The following is a 16,506-nucleotide window of genomic DNA, read 5'->3' as shown; positions in this document are numbered from 1 at the left end:
TCATGGCACGCAGTCCGTTCAGCCCGTCCTGGCATAGCGCGGCGCAACTGCGGCCGCGGCTGATGCCGTACGCCACCGTGCAGCGAGTGGTGTTCCGTGGCCGGCCCTGGTACGTGGTGCAGGACCAGACCGGCGGCCGTGTCTATCGCCTCTCCACCGCAGCCTATGCCTTCATCGCCGGCATGGACGGCCGGCAGACCGTGCAGGCCCTGTGGGAACGCGCCAACGCTTCGGAGTCGCGCGACGCCTGCACGCAACCAGAAGTGATCGACCTTTTGGTGCAACTGCACGCCGCGGATCTGTTGCAGACCGACGTGGCGCCGGATTCGGCCGAGGCGCTGGATCGCCACAAGCGCAAGCGCACCGAAACCGTGCGGCAATGGCTGCTCAACCCGATGAGCCTGAAGCTGCCACTGCTCAATCCCGATCGCTTCCTTACACGCTTCGCACCCTATGTATCGTGGTGTTTCGGCCCCATTGGCGCCCTGTTGTGGCTGGCGGTGATGCTGCCCGCCATGGTGCTGGCCACGCAGCACTGGAGCGAGCTGACGCACAACCTCTCCGACCGCGTGCTGTCGTCGAGCAACCTGCTGGTGATGATGGCGGTGTATCCGGTGGTGAAACTGTTGCACGAGCTCGGCCACGGCTTCGCGGTGAAGCGCTGGGGTGGCTCGGTGCGCGAGCTGGGAGTGATGTTCCTTATCTTCGCGCCAGTACCGTACGTGGAGGCGTCCTCCTCTGCCGCCTTCCCGTCCAAATACCGCCGCGCGCTGGTGGCAGCGGCCGGCATGCTGGTGGAACTGTTCCTGGCCGCGCTCGCGCTGTATGCGTGGCTGGCGGCGGAGCCGGGCGTGCTGCGCGCGGTGGCCTTCAACGTGATGGTGATCGGCGGGGTCTCCACCCTGCTGGTGAACGGCAACCCACTGTTGCGCTATGACGGCTACTACATCCTGGCCGACCTGATCGAAATGCCGAACCTTGCGCAACGCGGCCAGGCCTGGTGGACGTGGCTGGTGGACCGCTACGCTTTCGGCTCCACCGATGCGGTGAAACCGGACGAGACGCCGGCAGAACAGCGCTGGCTATTCTTCTATACGCCGCTGGCCTGGTTCTACCGCACCACGGTGACGATCTCGGTGATCTTCCTGGTGGCGGGAAAATATTTCATCGTCGGCGTGGTGATGGCGTGCTGGAGCGCGTTCGGCTTGATCGTGATGCCGATCCGCAAGGGACTGAAGCACCTGCGCACCGCCGGCGGCCTGCACCGCGTGCGTGCCCGGGCCTATCGCCGCACGGCCCTGGCCATAGGTATCCTGCTGGCGGTGCTGCTGTTCGTGCCGGTGCCCCTGTATACACGTGCCCAGGGCGTGGTGTGGCTGCCGGACCGCTCCATGCTGCACGCGCAGGAGAACGGTTTCTTCCACACCTGGATGATCACGCCGGATGAGACCGTGCGGCGCGACCAGCCGGTGTACCTGATGGACAACCCGCAGTTGCAGGCGGAACTGGCGGTGGACCAGGCCAAGCTCGACCAGGCGCAGGCGCGCTACGACGCCGATGCCTTCGTCGATCCGGTAAAGGCCCAGGTCAGTGGCCGCCAGTTGCAGGAAGCGCGCGAAGTACTGCAGCGCGCCGAACTGCGTGCGGCACGGCTGATTGGCCATGCCGGCGGCGATGGCCGCCTGATCGCCGCCACGCCGCAAGACATGCCCGGCCACTACTACAAGAAGGGCGAGCTTCTGGGCTATGTGCTGACCCCGCGCGACCTGATGGTGCGTGTGGTGGTGCAGCAGGACGACATCGACCTGGTCCACCAGCGCTTGGAGGGCGTGCAGCTGCGCCTGGCCGATTCGCCCGGCGACGAACACGACTCCACCGTAGTGCGCAGCTTTCCCGGCGCGGTGGAGGAGCTTCCTACCGCGGCGCTGGGCCTCAACGGCGGCGGCAACATCCCCACCAACCCCAACGACAGCAACAGCCTGAAGACGTTGCAACGCGTGTTCATCGTGGACATCGCCCTGCCCGCCGGCTCCGCGCCACCCTTCGGCGAGCGCGTGCACGTACGCTTCGACCACGGCAGCGAGTCGCTCGCGCGCCAGGGCCTGCGACGCCTGCGGCAGGTCTTCCTGGGGCATTTCGGTGTCTGACGTGCGCGCCCTGTTGAGCAGCCGCGACCTGCGGCTGGGCGATGGGCCTTACCTGGAACGGCTCGACACCAAGCGCTCGCCCTGGGAAGACCGCCTGCGTGCCATGCTCGACAGCGTGCCCCGCTTCGACGGCCGCCGCGTGCGTGCCTTCCTCGCCGCGACCGCGGCGTTCGAGGAAGAAACGCGCACGGCCGCCGACGTGCAGATACGCGAGCGACTGCATGCAGTTGCCCATCGCATGCGCCTGGAAGGCTTCGTCGACGCCGTGCTGCCCGAGGCCTTCGCACTGATCCGCGAAGCCTCCCGCCGCACACTGGGCATGCGCCACCACGACGTGCAGCTGCTGGCTGGCCGCGCCCTGCTGCAGGGACGCCTGGCTGAGATGTCCACTGGCGAAGGCAAGACCCTTGCCGCCACCCTCGCCGCCTGCGCCGCGGCGGCGACGGGCGCGGCGGTGCACGTGGTGACGGTGAATGACTACCTGGCCGAACGCGATGCGGAACACAACCGGCCGCTGTTCGACTTTCTGGGCATGAGTGCGGGCGTGGTGCTGCAGGACATGGCGGTGGCGGATCGGCGCAATGCGTATGCCTGCGACATCGCCTATGTGTCGAACAAGGAGCTGACGTTCGATTACCTGAAGGACTGCATAGCGCTGGGGGAGATTTCACTGACCCAGCAGCGGTTGCGTGAACTGGCCGGCGGCGCGCGCGGCGAGCCACCGATTCTGCGCGGATTGCACTTTGCCATCATCGATGAGGCCGATAGCGTGCTGATCGACGAGGCAAGTACGCCGCTGATCATTTCCGAGACCTTGCCCGATGACCTTGATCCAGGGATCTATGCGCAGTCCGTGGAGCTGGCGCAGACGCTTCGAGCGAGCATCGATTACATCAAGGGCGCTCGGCGCGACATCTGGCTGACCCAGGCAGGCCGGCAACGTGTGCGGGAACTCACGGCGTCGTTCGGCGGCCTGTGGCGGTCGCCGCTATGGCGCGACGAGTTCGTGCAGAAGGCGCTGTCCGCCGTGCACTGTTTTACGCGCGACCAGGATTACATCCTTGCCGAGGACAAGGTGCAGATCGTCGATGAGTCCACCGGGCGCGTGATGCCTGACCGCACCTGGGAACGCGGATTGCATCAGATGATCGAGTGCAAGGAGGGTTGTGAGATTACCGGGCAGCGGCGAACCCTTGCGCAGATCACCTACCAGCGCTTCTTTGGCCGCTATCTCCTGCTGAGCGGCATGACCGGTACCGCGCAGGAAGTGGCCACCGAGGTGAAGCAGACCTATGGCTTGCCGGTCACCCGTATTCCCACCCACAAGATAAGCCGTCGCCGGCGCCTGGCCGACCGTATCTGCGCCAATAGCGAGCAGCGGTGGCGCGAGGTGGCGCGACGCGCGATGGAGCTCGCGGCTGAGGGCCGCGCCGTGCTGGTGGGGACGCGGTCGGTCGAGGCATCGGAGACGCTGGCTCGGCTGCTCGAGGGCAAAGGCGTCGAGCACATCATGCTCAATGCGCGACAAGACAAGAGCGAAGCGGAGATCGTTGCCGACGCCGGCCAGCCCGGACGCATCACCGTTGCCACCAACATGGCCGGGCGTGGCACCGACATCAAGCTGGCCAAAGAGGTCGAGGACAGCGGCGGCCTGCACGTGATCCTTACCGAGTTCCACGAATCGGCGCGCGTCGACCGGCAGTTGTTCGGTCGCAGCGCGCGCCAGGGTGATCCGGGCACCACCGAGGCCATCATCAGCGTTGACGACGACCTGTTCCGGCACTTCTCCCCCGCCGGAGGGCGCCGCTTGATCGGCCTGCTGATCCGCGACATGCGCTACAGCGAGCGCTGGTTCCGGCGCTGGGTCACCTACGTGCAGGACCGGGCCGAGCGCCATTACCGCAAGCAGCGGGTGCAGACCACCCGCAGGGACGCGGAGTGGGTGCGGGCATCAGGGTTCGTGGGCAGGACCAGAAAGTAAGAGCGATTCTTCGTTTTCAGCTTCCGGCCAGTTCCTTGCGCCGCACGATGATGCGCGATACCAGGCCATAGGTCACCGCTTCCTCCGCGGACATCCATAGATCGCGCTCGATGTCCCCAAGCACGCGCTCGATCGGCTGCCCGGTTTCTCGCGCGATGACCTGGGCGATGCGTTGGCGCGCCTTGATGATCTCCTTGGCCTGGATGGCGATGTCGCTGGCGGGGCCGCCTGCGCCGCCGCTGGGCTGGTGGATCAGGAAACGCGTCTGCGGCAGGCAGAAACGGCGCTCGCGCGGTACTCCGAGGTAGAGATGGGTGGCGGCGCTACCTACCCAGCCTGTGCCGATCATATTGACGGGCGCAGAGATGAAACGCAGCACGTCGTGTATCGCATCACCGGACTCCAGGTGGCCGCCGGGGGAGGAAACAATCACGTCGATCGGCGCTTCAGAGTCGGCGTCGAGCGCCAGCAGGCGGCGCACCGTCTCGGACGCAACGACATCGGTGACGGCGCCGAACACCAGCACGGTGCGGGCGCGGAACGCTTTCTCTTCCAGGAAAGCGCTGTTCTGTGACGCGACGGGCTGGGTGGCAGAGTCCGGATCGTTGGCAAACATCGAAAGAATTTCCTTTGTGATAAGTTCATTGGATAGACGAACGAGTGGCCATCCCCGTGACATTCCTGCCCGATCTGCATCCCCTGGCCGACGACAAGGCACTGCGCCAGCGGCTGATCTCACTGGCGCGACACTGGCTGCGCGATCGTGGCGAGGCCGAAGACCTGGTGCAGGACGCTTTCCTGCGCGTGGCCGACGGAGGGGTGCCACACACCACCGTCAGCCAGGAAGCCTGGCTGGTCACGGTGCTGCGCAACCTGTGCATCGACGCATGGCGTCGACACGGCCGCTACCAGGGTGTCCTGGGCCAGGTTGCCGAAGACTGGACTCCGGACCTTGACGGTAACCCGCCGGAGCGCCTGGCTGATCAGGCGCAGCATGTCGAACAGGCGCTGCGCCATCTGGTCCACACCCTGCCGGCCGGTGACGTGGCGGCCGTGTTGCTGCACGAAGTCTTTGACTGGAGCCATGCCGAACTCGGCACGCTGGCGGGGCGTACCGAAGAGGCGTCGCGTCAGCAACTACGCCGCATGCTGCAGCGCCTGCGCCAGGCCCGTCCTGCGGAGGTCCCGGTAAACGAAGATCAATCCTGCCTGTTCGCGCTGTGCCAGTTGGCGCTGGCGCAGCGCAACCCGGCGGGGCTGGTCGCGGTGATTCGCGTCGCCAGGCCGCAGGCGATGAAGGCATCCGCGCAGGCCATGCACCGCAGCCCTGCCGGTACAGCCCAGCCACCCAGGACGCAGATGGTTCAGATCGACAATCACCTGGCCTTGATGATCCAGACCAGCGACGGGCCGGTTGCATGGGTACCTCTTGGCGAGGCCTTCACCGAGCTGGCGTAACGACGTCAAAGCGCATTAGTGGAGCTGCCGTACGCTCCGCTCCAGCCACAGGAACGAAGCCAGTGCCGTTGCAGGTGCGGATGCCCGCGTGGTGGCTACCGTTTCAAGCAGCGCCAGTACGGCGGGCTGCTCTACCAGTCCAAGGTCAGCCAGTGCGCAATCGCGCAGTTGCCCGGCAATCGACGAAGCGTGCCGGGATATCGATTCGGCCATCACCCCGGTAAATGTTTCCTTGGTGTAGCCGCGCTGGAACACGTCGTTGCCCAGGTGCTTGTGCAGGTATTGCCGGATGAGCTCCCGGCCCTGCCGATGTTCGCGCGGAAGCCGATGGCAGAAAGCGGCAAGGCTGGGATCGCTCAGCGGATTGACCGGCCACAACCCATGCCGCACCAGGTCGGGGGCGCGGCAAGCAACCGCCAATAGTGCCGTCCACGGCACCGGGCTCGCGGGGGCATCGAAGTTGCGCAGGCTTTGGGCCGCGCTGTATGCATGGGGAGTGAGCAGTTGCTCGGCGTAACGCCTGACGTCGTGTTCCCTCGTTGGCTTGCTCGGGCCGCTGTCGCGTAATTCATCGACATAGCTCGGGAAAAGCTCATCGCCACCGATGCCGGTAAAGAGCATGTCGTGTCCCTGCGCGCGCGCCTGACGCCACAAGGCCGAGCAGGCCTCCAGGTAATATTCCCGGGACAGGCTTTTTGCCTGCGCTGGCTGCTGGATATCCAGATCAGGCGGAAAAGCGGACATCTCCACGGTGTCGTCGGCAAGGCCAAGGCGGCTGGTGATCTGCTTGCGCCGCTCAACTTGCGGGTGACGAACGTGGCCATCGAGCAGAATTCCCTTGCTTGCCACAGACCCCAGGCGCTTGGCCAGGGCGCAGGCGACACTGCCTGAGTCCATGCCACCGCTCAATTCAAGCGAGATGCGATCCGCTGCCATCGATCGGGCCGATACGGCACGCTCGATCAGTTCGGCGAACATCGCCAATGCCTCGCGCCCCTCTGGCAGGGGCGTGGGCGCGGTTTCCTCCGCCGCTGCGGGATACCGGTAACTTGCCCTGCCCGGCTGGATATCGAGCGACGCGCGCTCGGTCAGCAACCCGATGCCCACGCACAGCTGGCGCGCGGAGTAGACCGGGTTCATCACAAGACGGTGGCTTGCGACTTCCGGGTCGATCGCCAGCGGCTCGGTTGCCAGGTCCGTGACGTCCCAGGAAATCCTGATCCTGTCTTCGGTAGCGCGGTAGTACACAGGTACGGAGCCAAATACACCGGCTCGCAATTTCATTCGACATCCAGCTTGCGCAGCCTCGATCATGACGTAGTCGAGGTGCCATAGGAGACATTGCCGATAAAGCCTATGGAATTCCTCGCTGTCGACATCACGTGTCGCCGGGTTCGTATCTGGCGACGCCGCGGCCGACCGCTCCCTCACCATGACGAACCACTGGCCTTTCGTCCTTACCAGCAGTGCCTCGACGCTTAGATGGGCATGAGGGGTGATGCGGCTGTCTCCCAGTGCGATGGATCCATCCCTCCACTGAGCCTGGTGGGAAAGGTCCCCTAAAGCGATATCGGCCTTCAGCATGTTGGATGCTTATCCATTAAAGAAGCCGTTTCCTATTTAGGGAAACGGCTCCGTATTATCAATGACGAGATTAATTTGCCGAATTTGCGTTATTAACCGCCACCGTGGATCGTGCCTACCCTACCAATATCGCCATCGGCATTGATTTTTGGTGCAAGCTTGCCCGCCCCCGCCTGGAACTGCAGCGGCCCTTCCAACTGAACTCCGAAAGTATTGATTTCGTTCTGGATTTCTTCGTGCATCACAACGTTAAGCTGATCCATGAAAGCACTCCGAATGAGATAAATATGCCGCCCCAATGGCGGCTCCCAAAACGTAGCATGATTCACCATTATTAAATGCACCTTGGTAAGGTAGTTATAATTATTATGAAATGGCTCACATTCTGTCCGGCAGCGTTGTTCTATCCCCATGCCGCAATATTTCTCGCCATGCCCCGGGGGCAAGGTGGAGGTAGCTAGCCCTTCAGATACCCGGTTACCAGGCGCGCGGCTTCGTCGATGAGCGCTTCCATCGTTTCGTCCGGCAGCATCTTGGGATGGTGCAGCACCGCGTTATGCGTCAAGGCCTCGATCGTGGTCACGCATACAAAAGAAGCGAGTTCCAGGTTATCGATACGGATTTCGTCCCGCCGGCTCTCAAGGTACGTCCTGAAGATGGCGTAGTTCTCGCGACTGAATGTTTCCAGTTCCTCCAGCTTGCCCACGCGGGGAATCTGCTCCGCGAGCACGCGATGCAGCTTGGGATCGACGCGGTGCGCTTTCACTGCCAGGGCGACGATCCTGCGCACCCCCTTCTCCACGGGTTGGGTCAAGACCTCCGCCAGCTCGCCCCGGACGGTTTCCACGATCTGAAGCTGGTGGCGCTCGATGACGGCAGCCACCAGCGCTTCCTTGCCGGGGAAATACTGATAGAGCGAGCCGACTGAGAACGACAAGGCAACACCTTGCGCAACGGGAGCCAATGACATGCACGACACCATACAGCGCTTATTCCGCTACAAAGCCTGGGCGAACGACGAGCTGCTGACCTCGTTGGCCAGGCTTGCCGGCGATTCCACCATCACCGGCCTAGCCATCAAGGCTCTTAGCCACACCTATATCGTCGACCGGATCTTCAATGCGCACATGAGGGGACAACCTCATGCTTACACCTTGGCCAACGCAAGCAAAATGCCCACGCTGGAAGAGTTGTCGATGGACATCAGGAAAAGCGATCGGGAATATATCCATTACGTTTCAACGCTCGATCGCGACCAGTTGTCGGAACGAATCGACTTCGTGTTCACCGACGGCGCGCCTGGCCGCATGTCACGCGAGGAGATGCTCATGCACGTGATTACCCACGGCATAGGTCACCGGGGACAGGTAAGCGCACTGATGTTGCTCAATAGCCTTCCGGCGTCGAAGGATGGCTTCACGACCTATCTGCATGACGCGGAGGCCTCGACGAGGGGGCGGGCCGCCGCCTGAAGCGGGGCATATAATGGACACATGGAAAAGCCGTAACGGTCAGCACCCAAGGCAAAGGTCCCGCCGCACCCGATCCTGATCCGAAGCAACCGCTCGCTTCATCGCCTCAAGCACTCGATCAATACCCATCATCGCCATGTCAACATCTGGCAGATGACGAGCGCTGCTATACCTCTCTCCTTGCGGATAGAGCTCCTCGTGCATATCGATGCAGAACGACTTATCCCTATACGGGCCGTAGGTCACCGTCGAGGTTGCTCCGTAGAGTCCAACCGCGGGCACGCCCAATGCATCAGCCAAATGCACCGGGCCGCTATCGGGCGCCACCAGGCAGCTTGCACGAGTGAGCAAACGCGCCAGGCCAACCACCGAAACATCCAGGAACTCGGCCCCATGAGGAGCACGAATTCGCTCCCTGGCCGGCTCACTGGCAATCACCACATCCAACCCCAGGCCCAGGCTCTCTTCGATCACATGTGACCACGACGTCTCCGGCCACTCCTTGTACCCGATCGCGCTGTTTGGACAGACCACCACATACTTCCCGCCCCGGATCAGGCCGGGTAGCGGCTTCAGCATCGCACCCAACCTGTCGAGCTCAGCTCCCGCGGCCTGGGCCATGCTGTCGCGCACGTGGAGTCCGTGTTCAGGACCCGGCCAATGACCGCCCGGACGGGCAACCCATCGCGAACCCTTCGGGTTTGCGACCACCGGCAGTTCCTGGTTTTCGAAAATGGGGGCGAAGGGGACGAAGGCCTCGAACGGCAGCGCCATGGTGGCGGGAATCGCCTGCATGACGGCCCAGGCATGGATCGAATCCCCCAGACGCCTGGTGCGTTTGGGCAATGCCTTCTGAACCGCCATCACGCCCGAAACTCGCGTGTCCATTCCCAAGTGTTGTATCGGGCAGCCTGGGTAACGACTTCCACGACCGCCTGGCCTTCGTCCCAGTGGATTCTCCCCTGCATGGTGATGCCCGAATACCCGGAGTCGAGAGCCAGACGGGCGAAAATCGCCTCCAGGACGAAGTTGTAACGGTGGGCTGCTCCTCGCAGGATCATGCGCACCTCGCCCTTGGCCAGCATTCCTTCGCCAGCCACCTCCCCCACCCGCACGACTTTCTCTTCCACTGGGTAGGGCGCGAGTGAACAAGTGCGAAGCTCGATAACCTGCCCGGACCGCGTGGCAAGATCGCGCACCACCGGCATCAGCGCAGACGCCAGGACGGCGTCCGCCGTGTCCTCAATCGAAGGCAACGTGCGCAGCGAGGTCAGGTAGTCCATTGCACGCCTGGAAAACGGCGAGCACGACTAACCGATACCGCAAGTGCGGCATCGACACGAGAATTACGATTCACTCACTCCCCCAAGCGTCCAACCCTGGACGCGCGCCAGACTTAACTCCGCACCCTCGCACGGAACAGAGGGCACTCTAGCGAGAGAATTTGGAGCGTTGCAAGTAAAATTTCTTAATTCCGTCTTCCTTGATCGCAAGAATTTGCTCCGCCATCCGTACACCAGCGACGACCGGGTTCAGTCGCCGCTGGAGCAAAGCTCGATTACTGCTCCGTCCGGACTTCCACGCGTCTATTGGGAGCAAGACACGCCACGAGCTGCGCGTGGGGACCGCCCTGGCAATCCTTCACCGGGTCGCGCTCACTTCGTCCATCGGCAACGATCTTCGTCGATGGCAGCCCCTCTTCCACCAAGGCAGCTTTCACGGCGTTCGCCCGGCGCTCGGACAGGTGCTGGTTATAAACGACGCTGCCAAGGCGGTCGGTGTATCCGACCACATGGATGCTCCGCACCTGATCGATATGCTTGTGCAATTCCGCCGCCATATTCGTGAGTGCCCTCCTCCCTTCGGGCTTGATATCCGCCAGATCACCCTTGTCGAACGGAAACAGTGCATCGGCGGAAAGCGTGTAGCTCTTCGGCGTTTCATCCCTGGGTTGGGGAACAGGAACGGGCTTGGGCTCTTCTACAAGTGCCGCGCAAGACTCCGGCTTCCAATAAAAACTCTCCGCCAGTTTGCCATCGTCGAACAGCACTTTGTATTGGCACACGGTGACCTCATCACTACCCGGCCGCCGGAAGTTGAACACGTAATTCCATTCGTGCACGCCCCATACGCCTTCGCTGAAATGCGGATAGCCGATGAGGTCGGATACTTGCTGCTTGTTGAGGCCCGCCCGCATGTGTCGCAGGTTGGCCAGGTTCGGGAAGGTACCGCCCTTATGCATGGGGGTAACGGTGTCGGGCGCCGGCCATAGCAGTTCGCCGGCGGAACGGCCGTCTTTTGCCACGCTATGGCTAACGTTGCCGCACGCGGCGAGTGTGAGCGTGGTAACTGCCGCCACGATGAAAGATTTCCATGATTTGCGCATGTCTAAAGACTCCTTGATGCATTCGTCAGGACAAACCGGCACTTACCGTGCCGGTTCGCGCCAATTACCAGACCACACCCGCACCGATACCCGCGCCAGCGTCGCCGCGCGAATTGGTGGTGGCATTGAGCTTGAACACGTAGCGGCCGCTCTCGGTGATGGTCGAGACGCCAACGGCGACGCCCGTCTCGCCGTGGAACGAACCCACCGCTGCGCCGGCCGAACTCTGGTTCGGCTGGTATGCCTGCGGCAGGCTTGCCATCGCCATCGCCGCGGCGATGCCCGCGTTGGCGCGATTGCCGATACGGTTAAGGTCGTTGTCGACGCTCTGGAACTTTTGATCGACGTAATCCTTCGACCAGCTCTTGGCCTCGTTGATGGCATCGCCAAGCTGGCCCACATTCACCGCGTCCGTGGGGTTCACACCATTGGCAACGTTGGTGACGGTGCGCTCGTGGCCTGCCGAACCTACCGATACGGTGTTGTTGTTGTTGGCCACGGAACCTGCGCCGATGGCGACGCTGTTATCGCCGCTCGCGGTCGATCCGGCACCGACCGCTGTGCTGTTGTTGCCCGACGCTGTGGATCCCGCACCGGCCGCGGTTGAATTGTCGCCCGTGGCGGAAGCCGTCGACGTATTGTTCGTGCTGGTTTGGTAGGTGCTATTGGTGGTCGAGCCGCCTCCCGGAGGGAAATTGTTGATGGTGTTGGAGAGGTTGATGATCTGGGACCCCAACTGTTCGAGCGTCTGGTTGGTGGCGAACAGCTGCGAGCCGTTGATGGCATCGGTACTGCTGCCGATGATCCGACCCGCCGCCACATTGGTGATGGTGCGCTCTGCGCCGACCGCGCCCACGCTCACCGTCGACCCTGGCGTGGCGCCGGCGAACGTATAGCTGGTGCCGAAAAGGGTTGTGCCGGTGGTACCGACCGGTGCGTCCGTCACCGAGCCCGCACCCAGGGCCACGCTGCCCGCGAAAGCGGCTTGCGTGCCCGCGCCCAGAGCCATGGCCTGGATGCCATTGGACGTGGCGTTGGTGCCCAGTGCCACGCCGTCGGCGAGGTTCACGGTGGCGGTCTGGCCGATGGCCGTTCCACCGGGCGCCGTCTGCTGCACGATCGCGCCATTGCCCATGCCGATACCGTTGTCACCGTTCACCGTAGTCTCCGGTCCAATGGCAACGGACTCGGCACCCGCCGCCAAGGAATCGGCCGCGGTGGAGTTGGCATGGAAGTACTTGATCGGCGTAACCGAGAAGGAGCTCATCGCACCCTTCAACTGACGCAGCGTCACCGCATCCTGGTCCTCCGTACCGTCCGCCACATTGGTGATCTGGCGGAAGTCGGTGGCGTTGCCCACCGATACCGAGCCCAGGAGGTTGCGGTCGGTGGTGTTGAACGGGATCACATTGGTGCCGACGAGAATCGAGCCGGACGTTGGCGCGATCGCCCGGTCAGAAACCGCTCCCGAGCCCAGCGCTACACCGCCCAGCACCGTGGTTTGCGTGTTCTGGCCCAAAGACGTGCCGCTATCGGCCTGCGCGGTAGCACCCACGCCTGCTGCCAGCGCGTTAAGGCCAGTGGCGCCGTCGTTGGCGAAATTGCCGCCCAGTGTGCCGCCATCGTTCACGCTGTAGTAGTGCGTCGCGTTGGCGGTGACTGTGTTGTTGAGTGTTTCCAGCGCCTGGTCGGTGGCAAACAACTGCGAGCCATTGATCGCATCGGTGCTGTTCCCATTCACCTGCCCTGCTGCGACATTGGTAATCGTGCGCTCGTTGCCGGAGGTGCCCACGCTCACCGTGCTGGTCGGGGTGGTGCCCGCGTAGGCGTAGTTGTTACCGGCGATGGTCGTACCGGCGGTGGGGGTCACCGTACCCGTCGTCGAACCTGCGCCCAGGGCCACGTCGCCCACATTGGTTCCGGCCGTGGCGCCATTGCCGATCGATACCGAATTCTCCGTGCCGGCGGTGGAGACAGGCCCGATCGCCACGCTGTTCAGGCCGGTCGCCAGCGAATCGGCCAGGTTGGAGTTGGCATGGAAGTACTTGATGCCGCCGGTATCGATCTGGTTGAAGACCTGCTGCAGCGAGCTGAAGGTATTGCCACCGTAGGTGATGCTGGTATTGATCGTTCCTGTGGTCGGGTCGTAGGTGGTGGCGCCGCCGTAGCTGTTGGCTAATGAGTTACCCAGGTTGGTCACGGTGTTACCCAGGTTGGTAACGCTCGTCCCCACCGTGCCGATCGCCTGGTTGGCGGCGAACAGCTGCGAGCCGTTGATCGCATCGGTACTGCCTCCATCGATGCGGCCCGCCGCCACGTTGGTGACCGTGCGTTCCGCGCCAACCGCCCCCACGCTCACCGTCGAGCCCGGCGTGGTGCCGGCAAAGTTATACGTGTTGCCGTTGATCGTGGTGTTGGCGGTAGCCACGGGTGCAGCCGTCACCGCACCCGCACCCAGGGCCACGCTGCCGGCAAACGCGGCCTGCGTGCCTGCACCCAGGGCCATGGCCTGGATGCCGTTGGAGGTGGCGTTGGTGCCCAGTGCCACGCCGTCGGCAAGGTTCACCGTGGCGTTCTGGCCGATGGCCGTTCCACCGGGCGCCGTCTGCTGCACGATCGCGCCATTGCCCATGCCGATGCCGTTATCGCCATTGACCGTGGTTTGCGGGCCAATAGCGACCGATTCGGCGCCCACGGCCAACGAATCAGCCGCGGTGGAGTTGGCGTGGAAGTACTTGATCGGCGTGACCGAAAAAGAACTCATCGCACCCTTCAACTGACGCAGCGTCACCGCATCCTGGTCTTCCGTGCCATCGGCCACATTGGTGACCTGGCGGAAGTCGGTGGCGTTCCCCACCGACACCGCACCGAGCAGGTTGCGGTCGGTGGTGTTGAACGGGATCACATTGGTACCCACCAGGATGGATCCCGAGGTTGGCGCTATCGCTCGATTGGACACGGCGGCCGAACCCAGCGCCACGCCGCCCAGCACCGTGGTTTGCGTGTTCTGGCCCAATGAGGTGCCGCTATCGGCCTGCGCGGTAGCACCCACGCCTGCAGCCAGCGAATTAAGTCCGGATGCGCCGTCGTTGGCGAAATTGCCACCCGCGGTACCACCGTCATTGACGCTGTAATAATGCGTCGCGCCGGTGCCGATCTGGTCGAAGACCTGCTGCAGCGTGTTGAAGGTGTTACCGCCGTAGGTGATACCGGTATTGATCGTGCCGGTGGTCGGATCGTAGGTAGTGCTGCCGCCGTAGCTGTTGGCTACCGAGTTGCCCAGGTTGGTAACGGTATTGCCCAGGTTGGTGATACCCGTTCCCACCGTACCCAACGCCTGGTTGGTGGCGAAGAGCTGCGAGCCGTTGATCGCGTCGGTGCTGCTGCCGCTGATGCGCCCGGCCGCGACATTGGTGATGGTGCGCTCCGTGCCTGCCGCGCCTACGCTTATCGTGCTGGTCGGCGTGGTGCCGACGAAGTTGTAGGTCGTGCCGTTGATCGTGGTGCTGGGCGTGCCTACCGCCGCAGCGGTGGTCGACCCGGAGCCCAACGCCACGTCGTTGGCGTTATTGGCGATCGCGCCGTTGCCGAATGCAACCGCGCCAGCCGCCAGCGCGCTGCTGGTGTTACCCAGCGCCACCGAACCCACGCCTTGCGCATTATTGGTATTGCCAATGCCCACCGCGCCGTCGCCGTTGACCGTGTTGTTCGCGCCCATGCCCACGGCGCCGTTGCCGTTGACACTGTTCGGATCGCCGATGGCCACCGCGCCGTTGCCGTTGGCGACCTGGCCTTGGCCCAGCGCCACCGCGCCGGTGCCTCCGGTCACCTGCGAGTTATGGCCGCCGGCAATGGAGCCCGGGCCGGCTGCAGCGGCAACCGTGTTGGTGTCGCCGAACGCGATGGTGGAAGCCGCTTGCGCCTTCGATGTAAACCCGAGCGCCAAGCTGTTGCCGCCGGAAGCGGCACTCCCTTGTCCCGCCGACACGGCATTGTTGGCCGACGCGGTACTGGCGCCCAATGCAACGCTGTTCCCACCTGACGCAACTGTAAAGTTGCCTAGTCCGACGGATCCCACGCCGCTGGCGGTGACATCGACGCCTACACCAATGGCGTTGGTCGCCGTGGCGCCCCTACCGGCAGTGTCCGGGAGCGGCCCTATGTACATGGAGTCCAGGCCGGTGGCAATGGCCTGCCTGCCGATGGCGATAGCGTTGCCCTGGCTCGCATTCGCCTGCAAGCCGATACCGATGGACTCAGTGCCCGATGCGGTTACATCCGTACCGATGGCAATGGCCGACTCGGCCGATGCGCCGGTCCCGGTGGTGCGGGCGCCCAGATAGATCGCATTGAGGGCTGTCGCATAGGCTTGCCAGCCTACGGCGGTCGCATGGGAAAAAAGGCTTTGCGACGAAAGTCCGACTGCCGTTGCTCCATCGCCTGTGGCATTGGTAAAGCCGCCCAATGCGGTAGCTTGTCCGTTGTTCACCTGAGCGGACGTGCCCAGGGCGACGGCATTCAAGGCACCGACAGCTTTGGACACGCTACCGATGACTACGCTATTGGCGGAGTTCACATCGGCCGAAGAATGAGTTCCGATGGCTACGCTACTGGTAGAAGCTGATGATGCCCCATCGCCTTGGGCGATTGACGAGGGAGCCGTGGCGTGAGCGATGATGCCGAAGGCAATCGCGTTGCTGCCAGAGGATACCGTTTGGGTTCCAAATGCCATGGAATTGCCACCGGAAGCTGTGACATCGGTGCCAATGCCTATATCACCACCTGCGAGAGCGCCGGTGCTCGGGGCGGTACGCGCGCCGATATAAATAGAGTTAATAGCAGCGGATTTAGCCTGAAAGCCAAGAGCTATACCGTTCTGCGCCGTACTCTGGGAGGCGTATCCCACCGCGAGCGCACCCAATACGGTAGCCTGGGAGATAGAACCCAGCGCCGTGGCGCCCACCCCACTGGCCGTCGCCCCAAAACCCATGCACGAGGCAGTGCCGTTGTAGGCGTTGTAGGGCGACGGATTGCAATCCACCGCCTGGGCGTGCGCCGGCAACACCCACCCTGCTCCACCCATCGCCGCAAGCAAGGTCAATATCTTCGGGACCAGGCTTTGCACAGGCGAATGACCCACCGCCCGCTGCCTCTTCCCGCCACTGCGCGGGCAGGAGGCCAACTCTGACACCACCACGAGCTGATTCAGCGCGAGGCTCCAGATTTTCCGATAGACCTTGTTCATGCCTGACTCCCTTATGGCTGATTCAATGCCAGGGACGTAAGTCAGGGCCAATTGCGGGGCGCACGAATACCACCGCGCATGCGCCAGTCGTGGGCGCAGGACGAAGAAGTTCTGCGCTCACGCTATGGCATGAACGTTTGCCTTGGGAAAATCGTGGAACGAATCGATGTGCCCTGCGACTAGAAACCCCTGCCTACACAACCCCTGTTTTTTGTAAAGGACTCAAACGAAAC

At 63.3% G+C, this 16,506-nt stretch carries 12 protein-coding genes; 4 read left to right on the top strand and 8 right to left on the bottom strand.

Features of this window, described 5'->3' with window-relative positions; translation table 11 throughout:
• Positions 1 to 2: 2 nt before the first annotated feature.
• Together NDK18_RS00125 and NDK18_RS00120 are read left to right on the top strand one after the other, a co-directional pair.
• Positions 3 to 2,147: an efflux RND transporter periplasmic adaptor subunit gene (locus tag NDK18_RS00125; RefSeq protein ID WP_250626711.1), complete on the top strand. Its 2,145-nt coding sequence runs from the start codon at positions 3 to 5 to the stop codon at positions 2,145 to 2,147.
• Positions 2,140 to 4,128, top strand: coding sequence for a preprotein translocase subunit SecA (locus NDK18_RS00120; RefSeq protein WP_250626710.1), 1,989 nt, complete (start codon positions 2,140 to 2,142; stop codon positions 4,126 to 4,128). Before NDK18_RS00125 ends, NDK18_RS00120 begins: the two co-directional genes overlap by 8 nt.
• A gap of 16 nt (positions 4,129 to 4,144) precedes the next feature.
• Here the strand turns inward: NDK18_RS00120 and NDK18_RS00115 are convergent, their stop codons facing one another.
• A complete protein-coding gene (locus NDK18_RS00115; RefSeq protein WP_250626709.1) occupies positions 4,145 to 4,744 on the bottom strand; it encodes an ATP-dependent Clp protease proteolytic subunit in 600 nt (199 codons plus the stop codon).
• Positions 4,745 to 4,800: 56 nt separating this feature from the next.
• Between NDK18_RS00115 and NDK18_RS00110 the strand changes: the two genes are divergently transcribed.
• Positions 4,801 to 5,586, top strand: a complete 786-nt coding sequence (locus tag NDK18_RS00110) for an RNA polymerase sigma factor (protein ID WP_250626708.1) — start codon at positions 4,801 to 4,803, stop codon at positions 5,584 to 5,586.
• A 15-nt stretch (positions 5,587 to 5,601) separates the two neighbouring features.
• Here the strand turns inward: NDK18_RS00110 and NDK18_RS00105 are convergent, their stop codons facing one another.
• From NDK18_RS00105 to NDK18_RS00095, 3 genes are all read right to left on the bottom strand, one after another.
• Positions 5,602 to 6,870, bottom strand: coding sequence for an asparagine synthase-related protein (locus tag NDK18_RS00105; protein WP_250626707.1), 1,269 nt, complete (start codon positions 6,868 to 6,870; stop codon positions 5,602 to 5,604).
• Positions 6,871 to 7,262: 392 nt separating this feature from the next.
• Positions 7,263 to 7,433, bottom strand: coding sequence for a hypothetical protein (locus tag NDK18_RS00100; RefSeq protein WP_250626706.1), 171 nt, complete (start codon positions 7,431 to 7,433; stop codon positions 7,263 to 7,265).
• A gap of 194 nt (positions 7,434 to 7,627) precedes the next feature.
• On the bottom strand, positions 7,628 to 8,140 hold the full coding sequence (locus NDK18_RS00095) for a TetR family transcriptional regulator (protein ID WP_250626705.1): 513 nt from the start codon (positions 8,138 to 8,140) through the stop codon (positions 7,628 to 7,630).
• Here NDK18_RS00095 and NDK18_RS00090 point away from each other — a divergent pair.
• Positions 8,139 to 8,642 (top strand): DinB family protein, encoded by a 504-nt coding sequence (locus NDK18_RS00090; RefSeq protein ID WP_250626704.1) that lies wholly within the window; start codon positions 8,139 to 8,141, stop codon positions 8,640 to 8,642. The genes NDK18_RS00095 and NDK18_RS00090 overlap by 2 nt on opposite strands.
• A 39-nt stretch (positions 8,643 to 8,681) precedes the next feature.
• Here the strand turns inward: NDK18_RS00090 and NDK18_RS00085 are convergent, their stop codons facing one another.
• The 4 genes from NDK18_RS00085 to NDK18_RS00070 form a co-directional block, all read right to left on the bottom strand.
• Complete coding sequence (locus NDK18_RS00085; protein WP_250626703.1) at positions 8,682 to 9,506, bottom strand: glycosyltransferase family 9 protein; 825 nt, start codon at positions 9,504 to 9,506, stop codon at positions 8,682 to 8,684.
• On the bottom strand, positions 9,506 to 9,925 hold the full coding sequence (locus NDK18_RS00080; protein ID WP_250623122.1) for a hypothetical protein: 420 nt from the start codon (positions 9,923 to 9,925) through the stop codon (positions 9,506 to 9,508). The genes NDK18_RS00085 and NDK18_RS00080 overlap by 1 nt, the downstream gene beginning before the upstream one ends.
• A gap of 275 nt (positions 9,926 to 10,200) precedes the next feature.
• Entirely contained in the window at positions 10,201 to 11,028 is an 828-nt protein-coding gene (locus NDK18_RS00075) for an OmpA family protein (RefSeq protein WP_284692056.1), read from the bottom strand.
• A 64-nt stretch (positions 11,029 to 11,092) separates the two neighbouring features.
• Positions 11,093 to 16,273, bottom strand: a complete 5,181-nt coding sequence (locus NDK18_RS00070) for a YadA-like family protein (protein ID WP_250626702.1) — start codon at positions 16,271 to 16,273, stop codon at positions 11,093 to 11,095.
• Positions 16,274 to 16,506 lie beyond the last annotated feature (233 nt).

It is taken from the genome of Pinirhizobacter soli, from assembly GCF_015905305.1.
Lineage (GTDB): Bacteria > Pseudomonadota > Gammaproteobacteria > Xanthomonadales > Rhodanobacteraceae > Pinirhizobacter > Pinirhizobacter soli.
Note: the sequence above shows the minus strand (reverse complement) of the source record. Positions and strands in the feature narration are given on the sequence as shown.